The 17,732-nt window shown below is 41.1% G+C and carries 15 protein-coding genes and 1 pseudogene; 2 read left to right on the top strand and 14 right to left on the bottom strand.

Annotated features, from left to right (window positions below; all coding sequences use genetic code 11):
* Positions 1-56: 56 nt before the first annotated feature.
* Complete coding sequence (locus NBH14_RS04550; RefSeq protein ID WP_250817162.1) at positions 57-1,286, top strand: DUF4934 domain-containing protein; 1,230 nt, start codon at positions 57-59, stop codon at positions 1,284-1,286.
* A 60-nt stretch (positions 1,287-1,346) separates the two neighbouring features.
* On the opposite strand, the gene NBH14_RS04545 is transcribed toward NBH14_RS04550, so the two are convergent.
* The 13 genes and pseudogenes from NBH14_RS04545 to NBH14_RS28650 form a co-directional block, all read right to left on the bottom strand.
* On the bottom strand, positions 1,347-2,648 hold the full coding sequence (locus NBH14_RS04545; RefSeq protein ID WP_186960289.1) for a DUF4933 domain-containing protein: 1,302 nt from the start codon (positions 2,646-2,648) through the stop codon (positions 1,347-1,349).
* Positions 2,649-2,773: 125 nt separating this feature from the next.
* Positions 2,774-4,084 (bottom strand): DUF4933 domain-containing protein, encoded by a 1,311-nt coding sequence (locus NBH14_RS04540; RefSeq protein WP_186960288.1) that lies wholly within the window; start codon positions 4,082-4,084, stop codon positions 2,774-2,776.
* A gap of 3 nt (positions 4,085-4,087) precedes the next feature.
* Positions 4,088-5,293: a DUF4934 domain-containing protein gene (locus NBH14_RS04535; RefSeq protein ID WP_186960287.1), complete on the bottom strand. Its 1,206-nt coding sequence runs from the start codon at positions 5,291-5,293 to the stop codon at positions 4,088-4,090.
* 171 nt (positions 5,294-5,464) lie between these two features.
* Complete coding sequence (locus NBH14_RS04530; RefSeq protein ID WP_186960286.1) at positions 5,465-7,087, bottom strand: hypothetical protein; 1,623 nt, start codon at positions 7,085-7,087, stop codon at positions 5,465-5,467.
* A 49-nt stretch (positions 7,088-7,136) separates the two neighbouring features.
* Entirely contained in the window at positions 7,137-7,469 is a 333-nt protein-coding gene (locus tag NBH14_RS04525) for a type II toxin-antitoxin system PemK/MazF family toxin (RefSeq protein WP_128133291.1), read from the bottom strand.
* A complete protein-coding gene (locus NBH14_RS04520; protein ID WP_128133290.1) occupies positions 7,466-7,678 on the bottom strand; it encodes a hypothetical protein in 213 nt (70 codons plus the stop codon). The genes NBH14_RS04525 and NBH14_RS04520 overlap by 4 nt, the downstream gene beginning before the upstream one ends.
* Positions 7,679-7,758: 80 nt before the next feature.
* Positions 7,759-10,446: pseudogene (locus NBH14_RS04515) on the bottom strand (S9 family peptidase).
* A 121-nt stretch (positions 10,447-10,567) separates the two neighbouring features.
* Entirely contained in the window at positions 10,568-12,514 is a 1,947-nt protein-coding gene (locus tag NBH14_RS04510; RefSeq protein ID WP_186960285.1) for a TlpA family protein disulfide reductase, read from the bottom strand.
* 20 nt (positions 12,515-12,534) lie between these two features.
* Positions 12,535-13,764: a TlpA family protein disulfide reductase gene (locus NBH14_RS04505; protein WP_186960284.1), complete on the bottom strand. Its 1,230-nt coding sequence runs from the start codon at positions 13,762-13,764 to the stop codon at positions 12,535-12,537.
* Positions 13,765-13,903: 139 nt separating this feature from the next.
* Complete coding sequence (locus tag NBH14_RS04500) at positions 13,904-14,578, bottom strand: ABC transporter ATP-binding protein (protein WP_007655383.1); 675 nt, start codon at positions 14,576-14,578, stop codon at positions 13,904-13,906.
* A 155-nt stretch (positions 14,579-14,733) separates the two neighbouring features.
* Positions 14,734-15,312, bottom strand: coding sequence for an RNA polymerase sigma factor (locus tag NBH14_RS04495; RefSeq protein ID WP_186960283.1), 579 nt, complete (start codon positions 15,310-15,312; stop codon positions 14,734-14,736).
* A complete protein-coding gene (locus NBH14_RS04490) occupies positions 15,309-15,701 on the bottom strand; it encodes a hypothetical protein (RefSeq protein ID WP_186960282.1) in 393 nt (130 codons plus the stop codon). The genes NBH14_RS04495 and NBH14_RS04490 overlap by 4 nt, the downstream gene beginning before the upstream one ends.
* Before the next feature lie 23 nt (positions 15,702-15,724).
* Complete coding sequence (locus NBH14_RS28650; RefSeq protein ID WP_010801667.1) at positions 15,725-15,946, bottom strand: 4Fe-4S binding protein; 222 nt, start codon at positions 15,944-15,946, stop codon at positions 15,725-15,727.
* 156 nt (positions 15,947-16,102) lie between these two features.
* Between NBH14_RS28650 and nudC the strand changes: the two genes are divergently transcribed.
* Positions 16,103-16,870 (top strand): NAD(+) diphosphatase, encoded by a 768-nt coding sequence (nudC, locus tag NBH14_RS04480; RefSeq protein WP_186960281.1) that lies wholly within the window; start codon positions 16,103-16,105, stop codon positions 16,868-16,870.
* Between the two features lie 30 nt (positions 16,871-16,900).
* On the opposite strand, the gene NBH14_RS04475 is transcribed toward nudC, so the two are convergent.
* Positions 16,901-17,728, bottom strand: coding sequence for a hypothetical protein (locus tag NBH14_RS04475; protein ID WP_186960280.1), 828 nt, complete (start codon positions 17,726-17,728; stop codon positions 16,901-16,903).
* Positions 17,729-17,732: the final 4 nt, after the last annotated feature.

The following is a 17,732-nucleotide window of genomic DNA, read 5'->3' as shown; positions in this document are numbered from 1 at the left end:
GCATGCCAATGATTTAATAGCTTTATTTGTATATAGTAATCTAAATACCAATCAGTATGGATGCAAGTTCGAAACTTTTAGGCGGTTTATTAATCACTTTGGCCACTGTTTCTTGTATTACGGGGAATAAAAACAACGCTGGACGTAAGAATCTTTTGAAGGATTGTCCCGTTGTAGGTCAGTATGTTCAGGTGGGAGACGACAAGGTTTTGTCGTGTGACCAGAAGTTATTGACGGATACGATCCGTCTTCCTCTTAGTTTCTTTACAGAAGATATGGAAATCGTTAAATTGGATGGTAGGGATACGGCATTGGTTACTCAATGTGGTGTTAGTCTTTCTGATAATTATATCCTGATACATAGCGGATATCCTCCTACTGCTTTTAAACTTTTTGACAGGAAGGGTAATTATCTGACGGATATAGGTGCTGTCGGTCAAGGCCCGGGTGAATACAAATTTGTCTATGATGCTCAGATAGATGAAAAGAACGGACGTGTTTATTTGATGCCTTGGCAAACGGAGAATCTGTTTGTTTATAATTTAAATGGTGAGTCGTTAGATCCCATACCCCTTGGGGTTCGTTGTCCGAAAGCTATGTTTAATGTTGATCCGGATAAGGGTACGTTGACTGTGGCAACATTACCTTTTCCGAAAACTTCGGCAGTTGTCTGGGTACAGGATTTAGCTGGGAATCATATTCAGGAAGTGGCTCCCGGGCATTTGGAAGTTCCCTGGACTTTTAATAATGAGATATTATGTAATTTGAATATGCACAATGTGTTTGATGTCAATCTTTTATGTGTAGAACCGACTCGTCCAGATTCTCTATATCATTATGATATTGAGAATAACCGGTTGCGTCCGACTTTTACCTTTAATCATTCAAAAACGGATCCTATTCCTTGGCATGGTTACCACGAATGGCCGGATTATTTTGTTGGACAATTTTCGGGTCCTCCTGTTGTTCAACAAAGTGAATATGGAACGGTTTCGACTCCGGGAGAGACTGTTCATTATATAGTAGAGAAGAGTACTTGTCAGGGGGCTTATTTTAAAATATATAACGACTATTTCGGAGATCAGGAAATAGAATGGCCTAGCGGAATATTCTCGAACGGTTATTATATCCGTAATATGGAACCGGGAAATTTACTGACAGAGATTGAAACTTTATTGAAAAAGAGTGACCTTTCCAGTGATATGCGGAAAAAACTAACTGATATACAGAATATGATTGACGAAAATGATAATAATTACCTGATGATTTATCCTCTTAAAAGATAAAAGTTTATAGAACTATCCTCCTGTTGGTCCCATCGAAAAAGAACTGGCAGGAGGTATAATTTATTTGACGACAATCATTACATTCTGATTGTCTGGCAGATTGCGAAGGAAGTTTTTAAGTGCTTTCTGTTTAGGGGAGCCAGTTAGTTTAATGCCTTTTTTCAGTTCGCTGGCCGGACGAATCATATACATATATTCGTCTACTTGACTGTCAGGCCAGAAAGGTAAACCTTCATCCAGGTCGTTTGTCAATCCCTTTGATTTCAATGGGAGCGCTTTTGTTTGTCGGCATTTCTTCAGGAAAACCATCTGATAATCTTCGGAAGGAAATTCTTTGCTGTTTTTCTCTTTTTCTAACCAACCGGATTGTCTATGTGTACCTTCTTTGTGGATTGTTAGAAATACTCCTTTCGGATTCTCGATGAAACCGTTAATCCATGCTTTGTTTTCCAACCCACTGCTTCTTATAGCTTTGCTAGCCGGTAGTCTGTATCTTCCTAAATGAACATAATATGCCGGAAAGATTGTTTGATGATCTTGTAAACGGTAAACTGTGTCACAGAAGTTTACAACGAATGTTGGTTTGTTTTCATATAGATAAAAATTGTTGTAGCAAGTAAAACTGTAATAACTTCTTATCGGAACTACCCCTAAGGAGTCGATTCCGAAATGGAACTGACAGAGTGTGTCATTCTTTAGATTGAAAGCGGTTACTCCCTGGATAAATGAACTTCCGGGATAATTGAACCGGCGGTAGTACATTTCCGGAGTGAAGCACTCTGCACGATCTGTCAGTAAATGACGGGTTGGGAGTGAGTCCGGATATAAATAATATCTTCTGGCAAGTACGCTGTCTAATGGAGGTAATTCTCCGATATACCAATTGGCATATCCAGTCTCCGGGTTTATTTTCTTTGTTTGTCCATACAGTTTCGTTGTAGCTTTGTCATAAAACAGGTTCTTTCCAAAAGGATACCAATTATCATATTCCGTTTTCAATCCTACGCGTTTTCGCTTTTTCCCTTGCCGGTAAAGATAGAGTTTGGGCTGGTTCAGAACAATGAAACCTCCTTCAACGGCAACAACATCCGTAATCGGATATTTGTCGTCACCAACCTGGTAGTATTCGATGGTTGATGCCACTTCGCTTAGCAGGACAGGGGAGGAAGTGGAAATAGCCGATTCGACATCTATTTTTTCCGTTGGATTTGTCTTGTCATATTTGGCTGTATATTTCGGACTGGCAGGTTGATAAACGGCTTCTTCCGTTACAGAGGATATGGTTTCTTTCCCTTTTTGTTTGCATCCGGTAAACAGAATAAGGAAAACCAGCAATAGATTATATGGTAAGTTTCTTTTCATGGCTCATTGTTTTAATTTAACTAATAGGTTAATATTGTTATCATTAATAAAAAGAGTGAATAAGGCAACCGATTATCGTATATCCCAATTAATTCAATTAGTTTACCAGGAAGGTGACAGGATCTTTATTTGACGACAATCATTACATTCTGATTGTCCGGCAGATCACTGAGGAAGTTTTTAAGAGTTTCCTGTTTAGGGGAACCGGTTAGTTTAATTCCTTTTTTCAGTTCACCGGCCGGCCGGATCATGTACATATATTCATCTGTTTGACCATCGGGCCAGAAAGGCAAGCCTCCGTCCAGGTCGTTTATCATTCCCCGGGCTGTCAGTGGTAATGCTTTGGTCTGACGTTTATTTTTCAGATAAACCATCAGATAATCTTCGGATGGAAAATCCTGATTCTGCTTGTCTTTATTATCCAGCCATCCTGATTTGTTACTTTTACCCTCCCTGTGAACTTTCAGGAATACGGCTTGCGAATTTTCCCGTAAATTATCCACCCATGCTTTATTACGTTTATCTCCTCTATTAATTACATAGGTTGCCGGTGCCTTGTATTTGCCTAAATGGATGGCATAGACCGGAGCAATGGTCTGCTGGTCCAGCAGTCGGTAAACCGTATCGCAATAGGTTGCTGAAAATGTCGGTTTGTTATCATACAGATATGATGTATGGAAGAGTGTGAAATTGTAAAAGTTATCGCTTTTAATAGTACCAATGGAATCGATCCCGAAATAAAAATGGCAGAGAGTATCGCCCTTTAAGTTGAAAGTGTTGACTCCGTAGTCAAATCCGGTCCCAGGGTAATTGAACCGGTCGACAGACACTTCCGGAGTGAATATTTCTACCCAGTTTTTCAGAAGACGGCGGCTTGGCAATGAGTCCGGATACAGATAATGCACCCTGGCCAAAACACTGTCCAACGGAGGAAGTTCTCCTATATATTTGGTTGAATATCCGGTTTCCTGATTCAGTTTCTTTAATTGTACGTATAATCGGGTAGTCTTTTTATCATAAAACAGGTTATTACCCGATTCATTGTCCCGCCAATTACTATATTCTGTTTTCAATCCGACCCGTTTCCGTTTTTTCCCTTGCCGGTAAAGGTATAGTTTCGGCTTATTGAGGGCAATGAAACCACCCTCAACAGCGACAACTTCGGTCACCGGATATTTGTCGTCGCCTACCTGGTAATATTCGATGGTTGAGGCCACTTCGCTTAACCGGACAGGAGATGATGTGGAAATAGCTGATTCGATATCTATTTTAGCGGCAGGTGTTGAATGGTCATGCCTGGCTGTATATTTCGGACTGGCAGGCTGGTAAGCAGTTTCTTCCGTTTCAGAGGATATGATTTCTTTCTCTTTCTGTTTGCATCCGATAAACAGGATAAGGAAAACCAGAAATAGACTATATGACAGGTTTCTTTTCATAACTCATTGTTTTAATTTGGCTAATAGGATGATATTGTTATCATTTTCATGTAATGACTCAGCCAATGTTGTCAATTCTGCTTTTTCTTCTTCTGTTAATTTGTTAGACTTTAGAGCATTTTCTAACGTGTTTTTCAGATTTGCCGGTTCCATATTCTGGACAAAGTAACCGTTGTGAAAAGAATAAATAGGCCAGTCGATTTCCGTATATCCAAGATAGTCATTATATAACCGGAAAAAGGCGCCTTTACCTGTTTTTTTGTCTATAATATAATAGCTGGGGGATGAAGATTCGAATGAAGTAGATGATACTTGTTTCGGATAGGAAGCATCTCCCATATAATGGTTCGGAAGTTCGAGATAACCGTGCCAGGGAATCGGGTCTTCGCTGAAATTTAAGGTAAAGGTTGGAGACAGGCGGTTGTTACGGTAATCGTAGCGGTAAAGGCTGTCGACACGTGTCGGCATGATACAAAGAATATTTACATCAAAAATACCCGGTATATTATTATATGTATAGACCTCATTACTGTAATCTTGCGGTGCAGCGAGATGGCCGGGTTCGATATATTCTTTCCTGTTTCCATGAAAATCCTGTGTCCAGGCTACTGCCGGTAATCCCTGGAAAGGAAGTAGAACAACTGCAACTGTCGAATTCTGAGCGTCTACATGGAAAGTGCCTTTGGGAGCCCGCAGACAAAGCGGTATTGCAGGCTGAGGATTACCCTTTAGGTCATAGACCAGTATTTGGGCACTTTGCCAGGGTAAAATATAGATACGGTCGTTTTTCTCGTCTATATTGGCGTCATAGACATTCAGATACTCATTTGGTCCTTGTCCGTATGCTCCGATCGTGGTCAGGAAATTCCCTTTCCGGTCGAAGAGTTTGAAAGGATTTTGTTTGTTGTTCCATGCTAATAAATAATTATCGGAAGCAAGTACACGCCCTTCGCTGACCAGCGCTTCATCCCGGTTGTCCAGATGAATGATCTCCGGTTTTTCCGTAAGATAAGTGAGTAGAAGATGTATGGAGTCGGTCAGTAATTTCTGATCGCACGAAAGAACCTGGTTATCCCCAACCTGTACAAAAGTACCGACAACGGGTGAGTCTTCCAATCCGTTATTGAATGATGATTTATTGCCACTTTGACACGAGACTATCAATAGTAAGCAAAGTAAACCAGTAATAAGATTTCCTGCCTTCTTCATAATGTTGCTGTTTTAGAATGATGTTTGATGCAAATATATCCTTAAATGTTGATAACAGACTAGAAAGTTAGTTGACATTTTAGATAATACCGAAAGGGGTAATATGTAGGTATATAGATGATTACTATCTGATCGTAGTAAAAATGAATTGACATTTCCTCTTTTGATCATTTAGAACGCATTCAAAAGATCATCCAGAGACAGGTTATCATCCTCAACTCCGAACTTTTCCCGTTTCATACGTGCTTTCTTTTGGCTGATGGCCGAAGGAGTGATATAATAGATGGAGGCAAGGTCTTTCGTGCTGATCCCGCTTTTCAACAGGCAACAGAAGGCGATGTCTTTTGTACGGAGTAACGGATAAGTATTTTTTAGTCGTTCGGCAAAGCCGGACCAAATATTATTCACAGTTTCGATCAATTCGTCTATCTCTTCCGATGTTAACCTCGATTTGTTATCATCTGTGTTTTCTTTTGCTTTTCCGGAAAGGGAAGGAATCTTTTGGGATGCGGACAGACGGCGGAACAACTGTTCACGCAAAGCCGTAGCTCTTTCACGCAAGGATATCAATTCCCGTTCTTTCTCTAATTGGGCGACCTGGTTTTTTAGTTCCTGTTCTTTTAATTGTTGTTCGCCGATGATTTTCTTTTTTCGGAGACGGCTGTAAACAAGATACCAAAGAGTGCAGGCTGTAATCAATATCAGACATAATGAAAGGAGGTAGATATCTTGTTGCTTCTTTTTGAGTTTTAATTGGTTGTTTTCATTTTTAAGCAGTTCTTCCTGATATCGTTGTGTCATTATCCGGGATTCGGCATCACCGGATATATTGCTGAAACTTCCTTCATAGTTTTTCCAGGCGTAGTATATTTGTTCGTCTGTTTTGTTTTTTTCATATAGCCGGGCCAATAGTTGATAGGCACGGGTTGCAACATAAGTGTTTGTGCTTTGTATTGCTTTCTGAAGGTAAACCCTTGCCGAATCGGTTTCGCCGGATGCAATGTATATTTGGGCTTGAGCAAGCATATGATATGGATAACTTGTCCGGGTGTTACATAAACTCTGACTTGCTTTCAATGCTTCCGTTGCGTTCCTAATATTCCCCTTTTCTTTTTCAATTTCGCTTATTTTTTGATAGAAAAAGGCTGTTTGTTCCCTTGATTCGATTTCCAGTGATTTCCGGATAGCTTTTAGGTAGTAGATGATTGCACTGTCGGTTTGTTCTGAATATCGATATGCTTGTCCGATTTCTGCTAATACTTCTGCCTGGTAAGCGGCTGGGATAAAGGCACTGTCTTGTAATGACTGTATATGCTGCTGCAATGCCTGTTTTGCGTTGCCTTTGTACAGAAGGGCAAAACCGCTGTATTCGTATAATCTGGTTCGTACTACAGGATTTGTCGCAAACGGAATACCCAGGGTAAAGAAAGAGTCAGCCCGCATATAGTTCGCAGTTTGCATATTGATAAACCCACTCCAGAAACAAGCATTAGAGGTTTTGGCCGAATCATTGTTGGCAATGAAAATATCAATAGCTTTTGTGAGCAGGGAGTCTGTCCGTATGGCCTGACCTTTGCGGAATCCAGCAATAGTCTGAAACAGATCGTATTTCGCTTTAGGATAATCGGCCAGCTGGTCAGGGTTCTTTATCTTCTCCAGAAATATTAATGTACTGTCCGGCTTTTTGTCCAGATAATTTTCAGCCTGTTCCAACCAATACTCTGTTTGTCCGCCCGTACAGGCCGACAAAAGTAGTGTAGATTGTATAATTAGTAGCCAAAAAGTATTTTTCATGACTTAAATCATCACGATTAAAATAGCATTATCATATTGCCTTTGAGTTTTAAAATATAGTTTGTTTAATCTTTTCTATTATTTCCTGGAATGCACTATTTTTAATGCGGCTGCAGATCTTAACAACATCGCGATCCGTATATCCTCCAATAAGTTGACAAATAACATAACTCTCTTTAGATAAGGGCTTTGTTAACATAGTGTTGTCTAAAGAATAGGTATACTGGGGATTATAATTTTTGGATGAAATCATTGCTATATAGAAAAAATCCTCACTTTCCTGAAGTTCATCATTGGAAATGACGATTGCCATGTGTGGTTTACTTGTTCCATCAGGGAAAAGGTAATTAACCTCTATGATATCTCGTTGATGAATTTTCATTCTGATAGATATTTCTCTATATGTTTAGCCATGGAACGTTTAGAATTTGTAAAAAAAAGAGTTTTCTCTTTTTCTATTATTTCTTTCTCTGAGTCTTTCTTTTCTGAACGAATTTTCCATCCCATTTTTTTTGCTAGAAACTCAAAAATAGGGACTTCCGACTGCGGAATATCTACTTGTATGCTTGATATGTTTCCTGTTGTTTTCATTTCGTTCATATATCTATATTACAAAGATATAAAGAATTTCTGAATCATTATATCTTTGTAATATAAAAGATGTGTATTGCTTAGTATCCTAATTCAAATTCCTGATCGACTGCCGGGACTCCTTCGTCCATCCATTTGGGCATTGGTTGCTTGTTTAGGTAATGCTGGAAGAACTGATACATACGCTTCTGGAAATCTATCCGGTTTGCCAGACGCATCGGCCAATGAATTTCTCCGGTATAATTGAGCAGCCATACCGGTTTCTGCAAACGTTTGAGTGCTACAAAATATTCTATTCCCTGATACCAGGGTACATGACCATCGTTGTCGTTATGCATTATCAGGATGGGAGTTTCTACTTTATCCATGGTAAACAACGGAGAGTTTTCCATATATTGCAATGGGGAATCCCATAAAGTTCCACCGATACGGCTTTGTCCGTGTTCATATTGGAAAGAACGGTTCAGTCCTGATCCCCAACGGATTCCTCCGTAGGCACTGAACATATTGACGACCGGAGCTCCCGATTCGATAGCGGCAAACAGGTTTGTCCGGGTAGCCAGATAAGCAACCTGATATCCGCCCCAGCTGTGACCTTGTGCACCGATCGCTTTTTCATTCACGTATCCTTTGGCTATTAATGAGGTAATACCCGGCATGACACAGTTGAAACAACTTTCTCCGGGATAACCGTCTACATAACGTACATCCGGATTAAAAATGATATAACCATTGCTGGTATAGAAATGGTAATCAATCGTGGAACGATGTGGTTCCGGCATATGGTAAGCATAGAGCGTTTCCGAATTACGTTCGTAGAAGTTTACGATTACCGGATATTTTTTGTTTGGGTCGAAGTTCTCCGGTTTATAGACAACTCCTTCCAAAGGTGTTCCGTCCAGAGAAATCCAGGAGACGAGTTCGGCAGTTCCCCAATTCAGATTTGCTTGTTGTTCTTCGCCGTGGGTAAGCTGGATGGACTTTTTGAAACTAAGGTCAGAAAGCCTTATATTCGGATATTGCTCAAATGTTTCAGAGGTATAGATCACTGCATCCGAATATTTCGCTTTGACAGGTGTTTTCAGCATGAAGTTTCCGGTCAGCAGGGCTTTCGGCGCTTTGGGGGCAGAGAGATGGGCACTGTAATATCCGGAACCTTTTGTCTTTTCATTGAACACTTGTAATAACTGTGACTTTGTTATATCAATGAATTTTTCTTCTTTATCCAATCTGATCAATCGATATGAAAGTTGTTCCTTTCGTCCGTTTACTGTCAGGTTTACAGGAGCGACTTCTGCTGTAGGATCAAACTTCCAGATATCATAACGGTCGTATATCAGGAGGTTGCGATCATCAGCAGTCCATCCGGCCAAACCGTGAGGTGAGGGATAGTCCGGGACGTCATTGTCTTCATCCCAGGCGGCAAAAGTAGTGGGAGTTGTCAGACGGTATTCTTTTCCGTTTGTCAGGGAATAGGTATACCAGGAACTGTCTTGCACACACTACCAATAAGCATATGTCCCTTTGGGGGAAAGTTGCATATTGCTGTTGCTTGCTTTTTTTATTTGCCGGCGTTCTCCGGTTTGAAGATTAACTGTATAGATATCATAACGGCTTCTGCCTTCCCACATCTGTTCCGTTGCATAGGGTTGGTTTGTCGATAACAGGGCGGTCGTAGCATTACCTTCATCGGCAGTGATCAAATGAGGGATTTCCTTGTCTGCCAGTTGGAAGAGGGTGTTGTCGGAAATGTTATAAACGGCAGTGTAAGTTTTTTTCAGGTCTTTTTCTTTATTATATACTTGTTGAGTATATTGTACACCCTCATCCCATTTCCAGATTTGTACGTCGGGACGATTTTCTGCCAGTACGGTAGTATCTTTTTGCATGGGAGCCGGTGCTGTTCCGAAGAAAATATGTTCGGAGTTATCAGAAAAACGGATATCACCGTTCTCGCTGATCACCCAGCCTTTGGGTATAAAGTTTTGTTCCTTATCGGCAACGATGCGGGCCCGGGTATTATTTTCAGCCAGATAAAGTGAAAATTGCGTATCGGTTGAGTCTTTATCCGGACAATACAGGAATGCTATTTTGTCGCCGGTTTTATTGAATGTCGCTTTTTTAATTACACCTTTACCTTCGAAAATGACGGTATGCCCTTTCTCCGGGGTAAATGTGGACAAGGTGGAATCTGTCGTATAATATAGAATGTTTTCTTTTTTAGCGAACCCGAACTCCTTGACATCGGCAAACTGTACCTCTTTTGCTCCGTCCAGCGAACGTACATGGAGTACAGTATCTGATTTACTCTCTCTCTTATAGGCAATCCAGTCTGCACTCTCAGAAAGTTTATATGATTTCAGGGAGTCTATCGTCTCTTTTTTGTCTGAGAGATTGAAGATGACGAGTTCATCCAACGGCATATCTTCTTTTTTTGTCTTTTTCAATTTCAGGGCTTCTACTTTTTCAATTTCCGGCTTCCTGGTAACCAGCAGGTAACCGGAAGATGCAGAAAATTCAGCCTGTGTAGCCGGAAGGAAAGAAGCTGTCATTTCTCCTTTGGCATTGTACACGAAAATACTGGCATCTCCCCGCCAGGGTTCCATCTTACAGGCTACCCATTTCCCGTCGTGGGAGATTTTTTGTTCTGTGATGCGTTTCCAGCTAACCATTTCGTCGAATGTCATCGCTTTTTTTACTTCCTGTGCGGAAGCGTTGCAATAAACACTCAGACAAATAAAAAGTACCCACTGTTTGAAATATCTCATGCCGACCATTATATATGTTATGTTTGTGAATGCAATATTACGACTTTTTGATTTTACTGCAAAAAAAAGCGGAGACCATTACCTGATCTCCGCCCTTATAAATAGTATATTCCGGATTTTCTTATTTAGCCAGTTCTTTATCGATCATCTCTTTCATCTTATCCACTCCCATGAAACCGACCTGGAAGTGAACCGGAGTACCGTCTTTTGCCACTACCATGTAAGAAGGGACACCATTGATTCCGAATTTCTTTCCCCAGTATTCCCATTGTTCGGCAGTAACACGGTAGTGTTCACCTTTGATGTCCGGGATCATTTGCTCCCAGGTTCCTTTCGGAGAGTTTTCGGCTGCCAGGTAGAGGAATACGATGTCTTTTCCTTCATATTCTTTCTTTACCGGTTCTGTCTCTTTCATTGCCATCCGGCAGGGGCCGCACCAGGTTGCCCAAAAGTCAACGAAGACAACTTTGCCGCGGTAAGGTGTTGTGATTGCATTGAATAGTTCTTCGGATGGGATATCCGCAATGTTCACACGGTTGACGGTATAGCCGGATTTCTTTTTGTTTTCCTCTATCGTCAGTTTCAGTTTGTCATTCATTTTGATAAGTTCCTCTTTGAGTGCCGGATTCAATGTATTGGCCTTTGCCAACTCTTGTTCATCTAAAGGACGGAACTCGCTGATAGAAGCTGCCAGTTTTTGTGCGGCTAACATATCGAAAAGAAATCCTTTATCGGTTCCCATAATCCGGGCAATATCAGCTGTATTGTCTGGGAATTTTTCGTCTTTCTCTAGTTTGATCTCTTTTCCGGTAAAGTTAGTAAACTGAAGGCTTCTTAGTAAATAAGCCGCATTACCATTATAAATAAAGTAAGGATCATTGGACAACAGTTCCGGCAAGAAATTGAAATAATCCTGGGTAGCAATCGGCTTTACATAATTGGCCAGAACAGAATCTTTAGGGATTTTGTTCGTTTGCCGGTAAGCATATTCAATTGCTCTGTAACCAAGCAATTGATCAGCCAGTTCATGCTTTAGTTTCATGGCAATCAATTGACGATGTGCATCGCTGATTCCTGTCAGTTGATTTAGCTGATCGACGGCTTTCTGATATTTTTCAGTCCAATATGCTTTATATTGATCAACCGTCATTGTACTGATGTCTTTCATCATCTGATCATATTCTTCCTGACTTCTGACACTGAATGAGGGTTCTTCAACCGGATTATTGGCGAGGTCGTTGTTTATATCTGCCAATGCTCCGGTGAAATAGAACTTGTTTCCTAATGAAGGCTTGGAAGATTGTATCTTGGATTGTGCACGACAAATTTCCGGCATATTAATTTCAACAGAAGTTGTTTCTCCCGGTTTTATATAGAAACGGGTATGAACAACAGAGTTTCCGGATAATACCACATTTGAAATATGTAACAATGGAATTTCCAGTTTAAAACTTCCATCGGGTTTAACATTTATAGTGTTCTGGTCTGCACCGGCTGTGAGAATATTGAATACCCATATAGGCAGTTCTTCATCCATCCCCGGTTTGTAGCCAATAAATTTACCGTTTAGTGTGGCAATACCCGATTTCAGTTCCGGCTTTTCCAGGACAGGCGCTTTCTCCGGTTTCTTTACGTTGGGAAAGTCTACTGTGGGTGTCTTTCCATCCAATCGTATACCCCAGATCTTGAAAGCTCCTTTGTCGTTACCTTCGATAAAATCGATTGTCTTTGTATCCTTCGGAAGGGGAGGGAAAATCAAACGGAAAGAGGCCGTACCTGATTCCGGCATCCAGAATTCCTCATTAAGCGTGATACCGTCGCCGGCTTTGATCCGGTAACTTTTACCATTGGCTTCCAACGTCGTTTCATCAACGATCTTGATCCAATATTTGGGTCGGTAATAAGCATCGACATACATGATGGTGGCTGTATCGTTCAGAATAATTTTCTGAAATTCGAGCGTATTGGTGTTGCGTACTTCAAAAGCCGGTTGCTCCACTACGCGATCCTGAGCTTGCAAACCTGTGCAACAGAGGAATAGAATGAATGAACTGATAATGTGTTTCATACGTTTATTAATTTAGATTGTTAGTCTTTTATAAAACTATTGAATTCTTCCAGAAGATCATCTTCCCTATATCCTTCTTTGATTTTCAGGATAAGACCTTCCGGCGATATATAAACAAATGTAGGAAGGGATTTTACTCCGTAGTGTGCTGCTATACCGCTCGAGCCTAATCCATCAGACAATTGAAGCCAGTAATTGCTAACGGGACTTTTAGCAACTTCTTCTTTCCAGACGGATACAGGATCTACAGATACACTGATTACGATCACTTTTCCTTTGTATTGTTCTGCTATTTTTTCTAATTCGGGTAACGCTGCGACACAGGGACCGCAAGCCCGGCTCCAGAAATCAAGAAGAATATAACTTCCTCGATAATCGGAGAGGTGGTGGGTTTTGCCTTCAACATCTTTTAATTCGGCATCATAGATTTTATCTCCTGTCTTTACTGTTGACGAAATAGATAACAAGGATATTATTTCCTGTCCTAATTGAGATTGTTTCTGTTCATCAGTCAGTTTGCTATATACGGTAATAATGAAAGTCCGGACTTTAGACCTTTCAGTCTCTTTTAAATTGTTCAGTCCTGCCAAGCTCATGGAGTTGTCCGACATTGAAACAAGTTTGTTAAACTTCCCTTCTTTGTAGCATTTGGCTGCATTTCTTAATTCTTCCAGTCCTGCAAGTGTTATGGGATTTTTCAACATTAGTTGTAATTCTTTGTATAGGATGACTTCATCATGGATACTATTTATCTTTAGGCGCAATGAATCGAACTGCTGCCGGGGATTCGGATTTTTGCCATCAGCATTAGCAAGTATTTTCATGGCTTCGGCTGTCAAATCATGAATTTGCATTGCCTCTTTTTGAGTCGCTTCTCTGAAACGGTTTAATTCTATCTGTTCCGGGATTGGAATATCGCTTTCTGCTCTCCAGGTTTGTACATAAGGAGCTTTTCCGGTAATTTTAATGTTAGCTCCCGGTTTTACCCAAAACTGATAGCCGGTGCGGTTAACAGTGAGAAACATTTTGGTAATAGTGTCGACCTCCCTGGTAATTTTGAATTTACCATTTGCCATTGTAAAAAAGTCATCGACCTGCATTCTGGCTGTATTTCCTTTCATTTCCGCACAACTGAGAGTAATACTGTCCGGCATGTTCTGGATATCACCTTCGATTGTACATGTTTTTTGTCCATAAGCGGAAAAAACGGTTAAAAAAAATACCAATAATAATAGACTTGCTGTTCTCATGGATAACTTGATTTATAGTTGATGCCGGCAATGTACAAGTTTATTTGGATTTGATATACTGGAAAATACGAATATTTCGTAGACTGCAACATCTATTAACATGTTGCAGTCTACTCTTTGACTTTTGTAACATTTGTAATTAGATTACCGTCTCCGTTACCACCTGTCCGTCGAACAGGTTGATGATGCGTGAAGCATAGCCGGCATCATGCTGGCTGTGGGTTACCATGACGATGGTTGTTCCTTCCTTATTTAGTTCGTTGAGCAGGTTCATTACTTCTTGGCCGTTTTTACTGTCCAGGTTACCGGTTGGCTCATCGGCAAGGATTAATTTGGGGTTGGCTACTACGGCACGGGCTATGGCAACGCGCTGTTGCTGACCTCCGGATAACTGTTGAGGGAAATGTTTTTCGCGATGGACGATTGCCATACGTTCCATGGCCTCTTTCACTTTCTGTTTGCGTTCGGAAGCCGAAACACCCATATAAAGCAGGGGAAGTTCTATATTTTCATATACGTTCAATTCGTCGATCAGGTTGAAACTCTGGAATACGAAGCCGATAATCCCTTTACGCAATTTTGTACGTTGTGCTTCCGTATATTTGGAAACCTCTATCCCGTTCAGGTAATATTCGCCGGAAGTCGGGTTGTCCAGTAATCCCAGGATATTCAGCAGCGTAGACTTACCGCAACCGGAAGGCCCCATTATTGCTACAAACTCTCCCTCTTTAACTTCAATGTTCACCTTGTTCAAGGCCCAAGTTTCAACTTCCTCTGTACGGAAGATTTTTTCTAATGCTACTGTCTTAATCATGAGTATAAGAATTTTAATTTACTAATGAAAGAACAAAAGCTGTGCCAATATTGTAAGTGTTTGATTTATATTGTGTTGAAATTTTAGATTCTCTTCGGCGTTGTGCATATCCGCACAGATATAGTTCGGAAACGCACTTTTAGGGAACAAGTTGTTTACAAAATATCTTCATATAGATTATATAATCTTTTCCTGAGAAACAAGACTGCATATCTTTTCCTGGAAATCAAAGTATTAACCGGTATGGCGGTCGATTCTGAAATTTCTTTGAACGGAATGCCTTCCAGTTCCGTCAGTTCAAAGACGGCCCGTTGCTCGTCCGGCAATTCCAGTAATGCGTGTTCCAACTCTTCCCAGACGGTAGAACGGATATAATCCATTTCCGGCGATTGGTCTTCGTCGGGCATGAGTTCCGCCAGTTCTTTCAGGAAAGTGCCGTCTTCTTCGTTGGCGGAGAGATAGGGCATTTCTTCTTCCCGGTGTTTGCGGCTGCGGTCGATGATCTGGCTGCGGGCCACAGAATATAACCAGGCGGCGATCTGTTCGATCGGACTGTCCTCCTGGTCATATTTCATGAACTGGTAGAATACGTTTTGCAGGATATCTTCACTATCTTCTTTGGAGGACACACGCCTGGAAATAAAACCTTTCAGCTGTGCCTGGTATTTCCGGAAGATATCCGCAACCCGTGTGTTCTGCTCCGAAGCGGAGCGGTTTTGAACTATTTCTTTCATTGGGCATTATCACCTGAAGACGGCTCCTGTGTATTAAATCTGCCATTACGGAAATCAGCCATATGTCTGCGGATATGTTCCCGGCGCTCTTCCCAGGGCATATTTCTCATCTGCTCGTGGAAGCGGTTATGCTCTTCCCTGTTACCGAAGAAAAAGCCTCCGGGATGATGACCGAAAGGACCGAAATGTCCAAACCCTCTGAACCCTCCGAATAACAGCCGGCAAAGAACCATCAAACCAAGTGCCTGCCAGTAGTTGATGACCGACCAGCCGATAACAGCCGGTATCAGCCAGTTCCACAGATACATAACTCCCAGGCTGGCTAGTGCAAACAGCCCTATAAAAAATAAAATGATGAACGCTCCTCTGAATACTCCCGGATTTCTCATTGTTATTTAATTTAATATGTTTATTACTCTGTTATTAATTCAATTGCATGGGTTTTGCAGACATCGACACAGTTACCGCAGCCTACACAGCTTTCGGGATTGACCACCGTAGCATAGCTGCAACTACCGTTATTCACCATTTTCAAAACCTCTCTCCGGCATCTCTTTACACACTGTCCGCATCCACTACACTCATAAGCAAAGACTTGTAAAGATATGACTTCTTTTCTCTTTCTTCCGAACATTTTTCGTTTCCGTTTTAATAATTAAAAATCTATTAGTAAGACATGCCTTCTATTGTTGTAGACGATTGAGCCGGAAGAATATTTTAAATAGGAATATTTTTTTGATGTATATCCTGCATTAGTCAGTATATTTGTGCCGTTCAAAAGTAAAAAGTGATGAGCAATGTAAATAATGTATACTGGTTTATTTTCTTCAACGACCAGTTGCTGCTTCAGAAAAAAGGTGAAACATATACAATTCCTTATAATATCAATCCTCCTGTGCCGGTTAAGAATGTGCTGGAAGTCAATTTGTTGGAGGATATGCCGGCTTGTACGGCCTCTGTGGATACACCACTGGAAGAAACGGCTGAATACTTTCCGATGGGTTTGCGGGCATCCTACGATTACCTCGATCCTGTCTTACATAAAATAGCCGGAAAAGCGTATGAGTTGATTTATTGGGACCAGCACAGCCGCTTTTGTCCTTCATGCGGAACGAAAACTGTCATACAGACAACTATCTCCAAACAGTGTCCAAACTGTAAATATGAAATCTATCCGGTAGTCTCTCCGGCGATATTGGTACTGATCCGCAAAGGTGATGCTATCCTGCTAGTCCATGCCCGGAATTTCAGAGGTTCTTTCTATGGTCTGGTTGCCGGTTTCCTTGAAACGGGAGAAACGCTGGAAGAATGTGTAAGACGGGAAGTTATGGAGGAAACAGGATTGGAAATTAATAATATTACCTATTTCGGGAATCAGCCCTGGCCTTATCCGAGTAACCTGATGGTCGGGTTTATAGCCGACTATGTAAGCGGCACGATCCGTTTACAGGATGAGGAATTGAGCGAAGGCGCTTTCTTTAGTAAGGATAATCTGCCTGAGTTACCTCGTAAACTCAGCCTTGCGCGGAAGATGATCGACTGGTGGCTGGAACAGTAAAGTGTAAGATCGTATAATGGCATAATATGCTTATTGAGCATTATCATATTCATATTGTGCCGTGAAGTTTGATCTTGAACTGTATAATACCAGTTCGCTCGATTCGGATCGGATAAGGTTATAATTGCTATCGTATGTATTGATCACTTTTCTCAGGGCTTCACCGGTCGGGGAGAAAGTCACTGAACGGGTATTCAATCCGTCGATAAAAGAATGCTGTGTATAGTTGATTAACTGGTTGTTTGCCATATAATGACATTCCAGAATCAGTTTGCCGACCTTATCATACGAGTGGGTCGTATAGTTTTCCAATACTCCCGAAGTCCCGTAATGCTCTTTCCGGTCAAGCATATTGTTTTTGTATTTATATAATGTATACTCCGACTGGGATATCATCGGATAATAGGTGATTTTTTTCTCCAACTTGCCATCATTCGAATAGATATATACCTGTGTCTGAAGATTGATAAATCCTGTAGAGGTATTTTTGTTCGCATTAAAATTGGTAGTCATGACCAACTGCTTGTCTACATTATATTGATAAACATTGTAGCCGAGAGTGTCGATAATTGTTTCCCCTTCAAACAGACAGTTAGAAATCCTGGATAATTGACCCTCGTCATTATATTCGTAAATCTTGCCGGAATAAGCGGAGTCGCTGGCTGGCGAGGTCATCCGTTTTAGCCGGGCATTGTTAAGCGACAATCTTTGGGGGACATCGTCATTAACGAATGCCACTTCCGGATTCTCGTTAACCGGAAGTTTGTCGAGATCGGAAGAGTCGCAACTGGTAATCCCGCTTATGAAAAACAGGAGGCAGATTAGTAAAGTCCATATATGTGTAGTTGCGATCGTCATTGAG

It is taken from the genome of Parabacteroides caecihominis, from assembly GCF_023656785.1.
GTDB lineage: Bacteria > Bacteroidota > Bacteroidia > Bacteroidales > Tannerellaceae > Parabacteroides > Parabacteroides segnis.
This window is presented reverse-complemented; position numbering and strand designations above follow the sequence as displayed.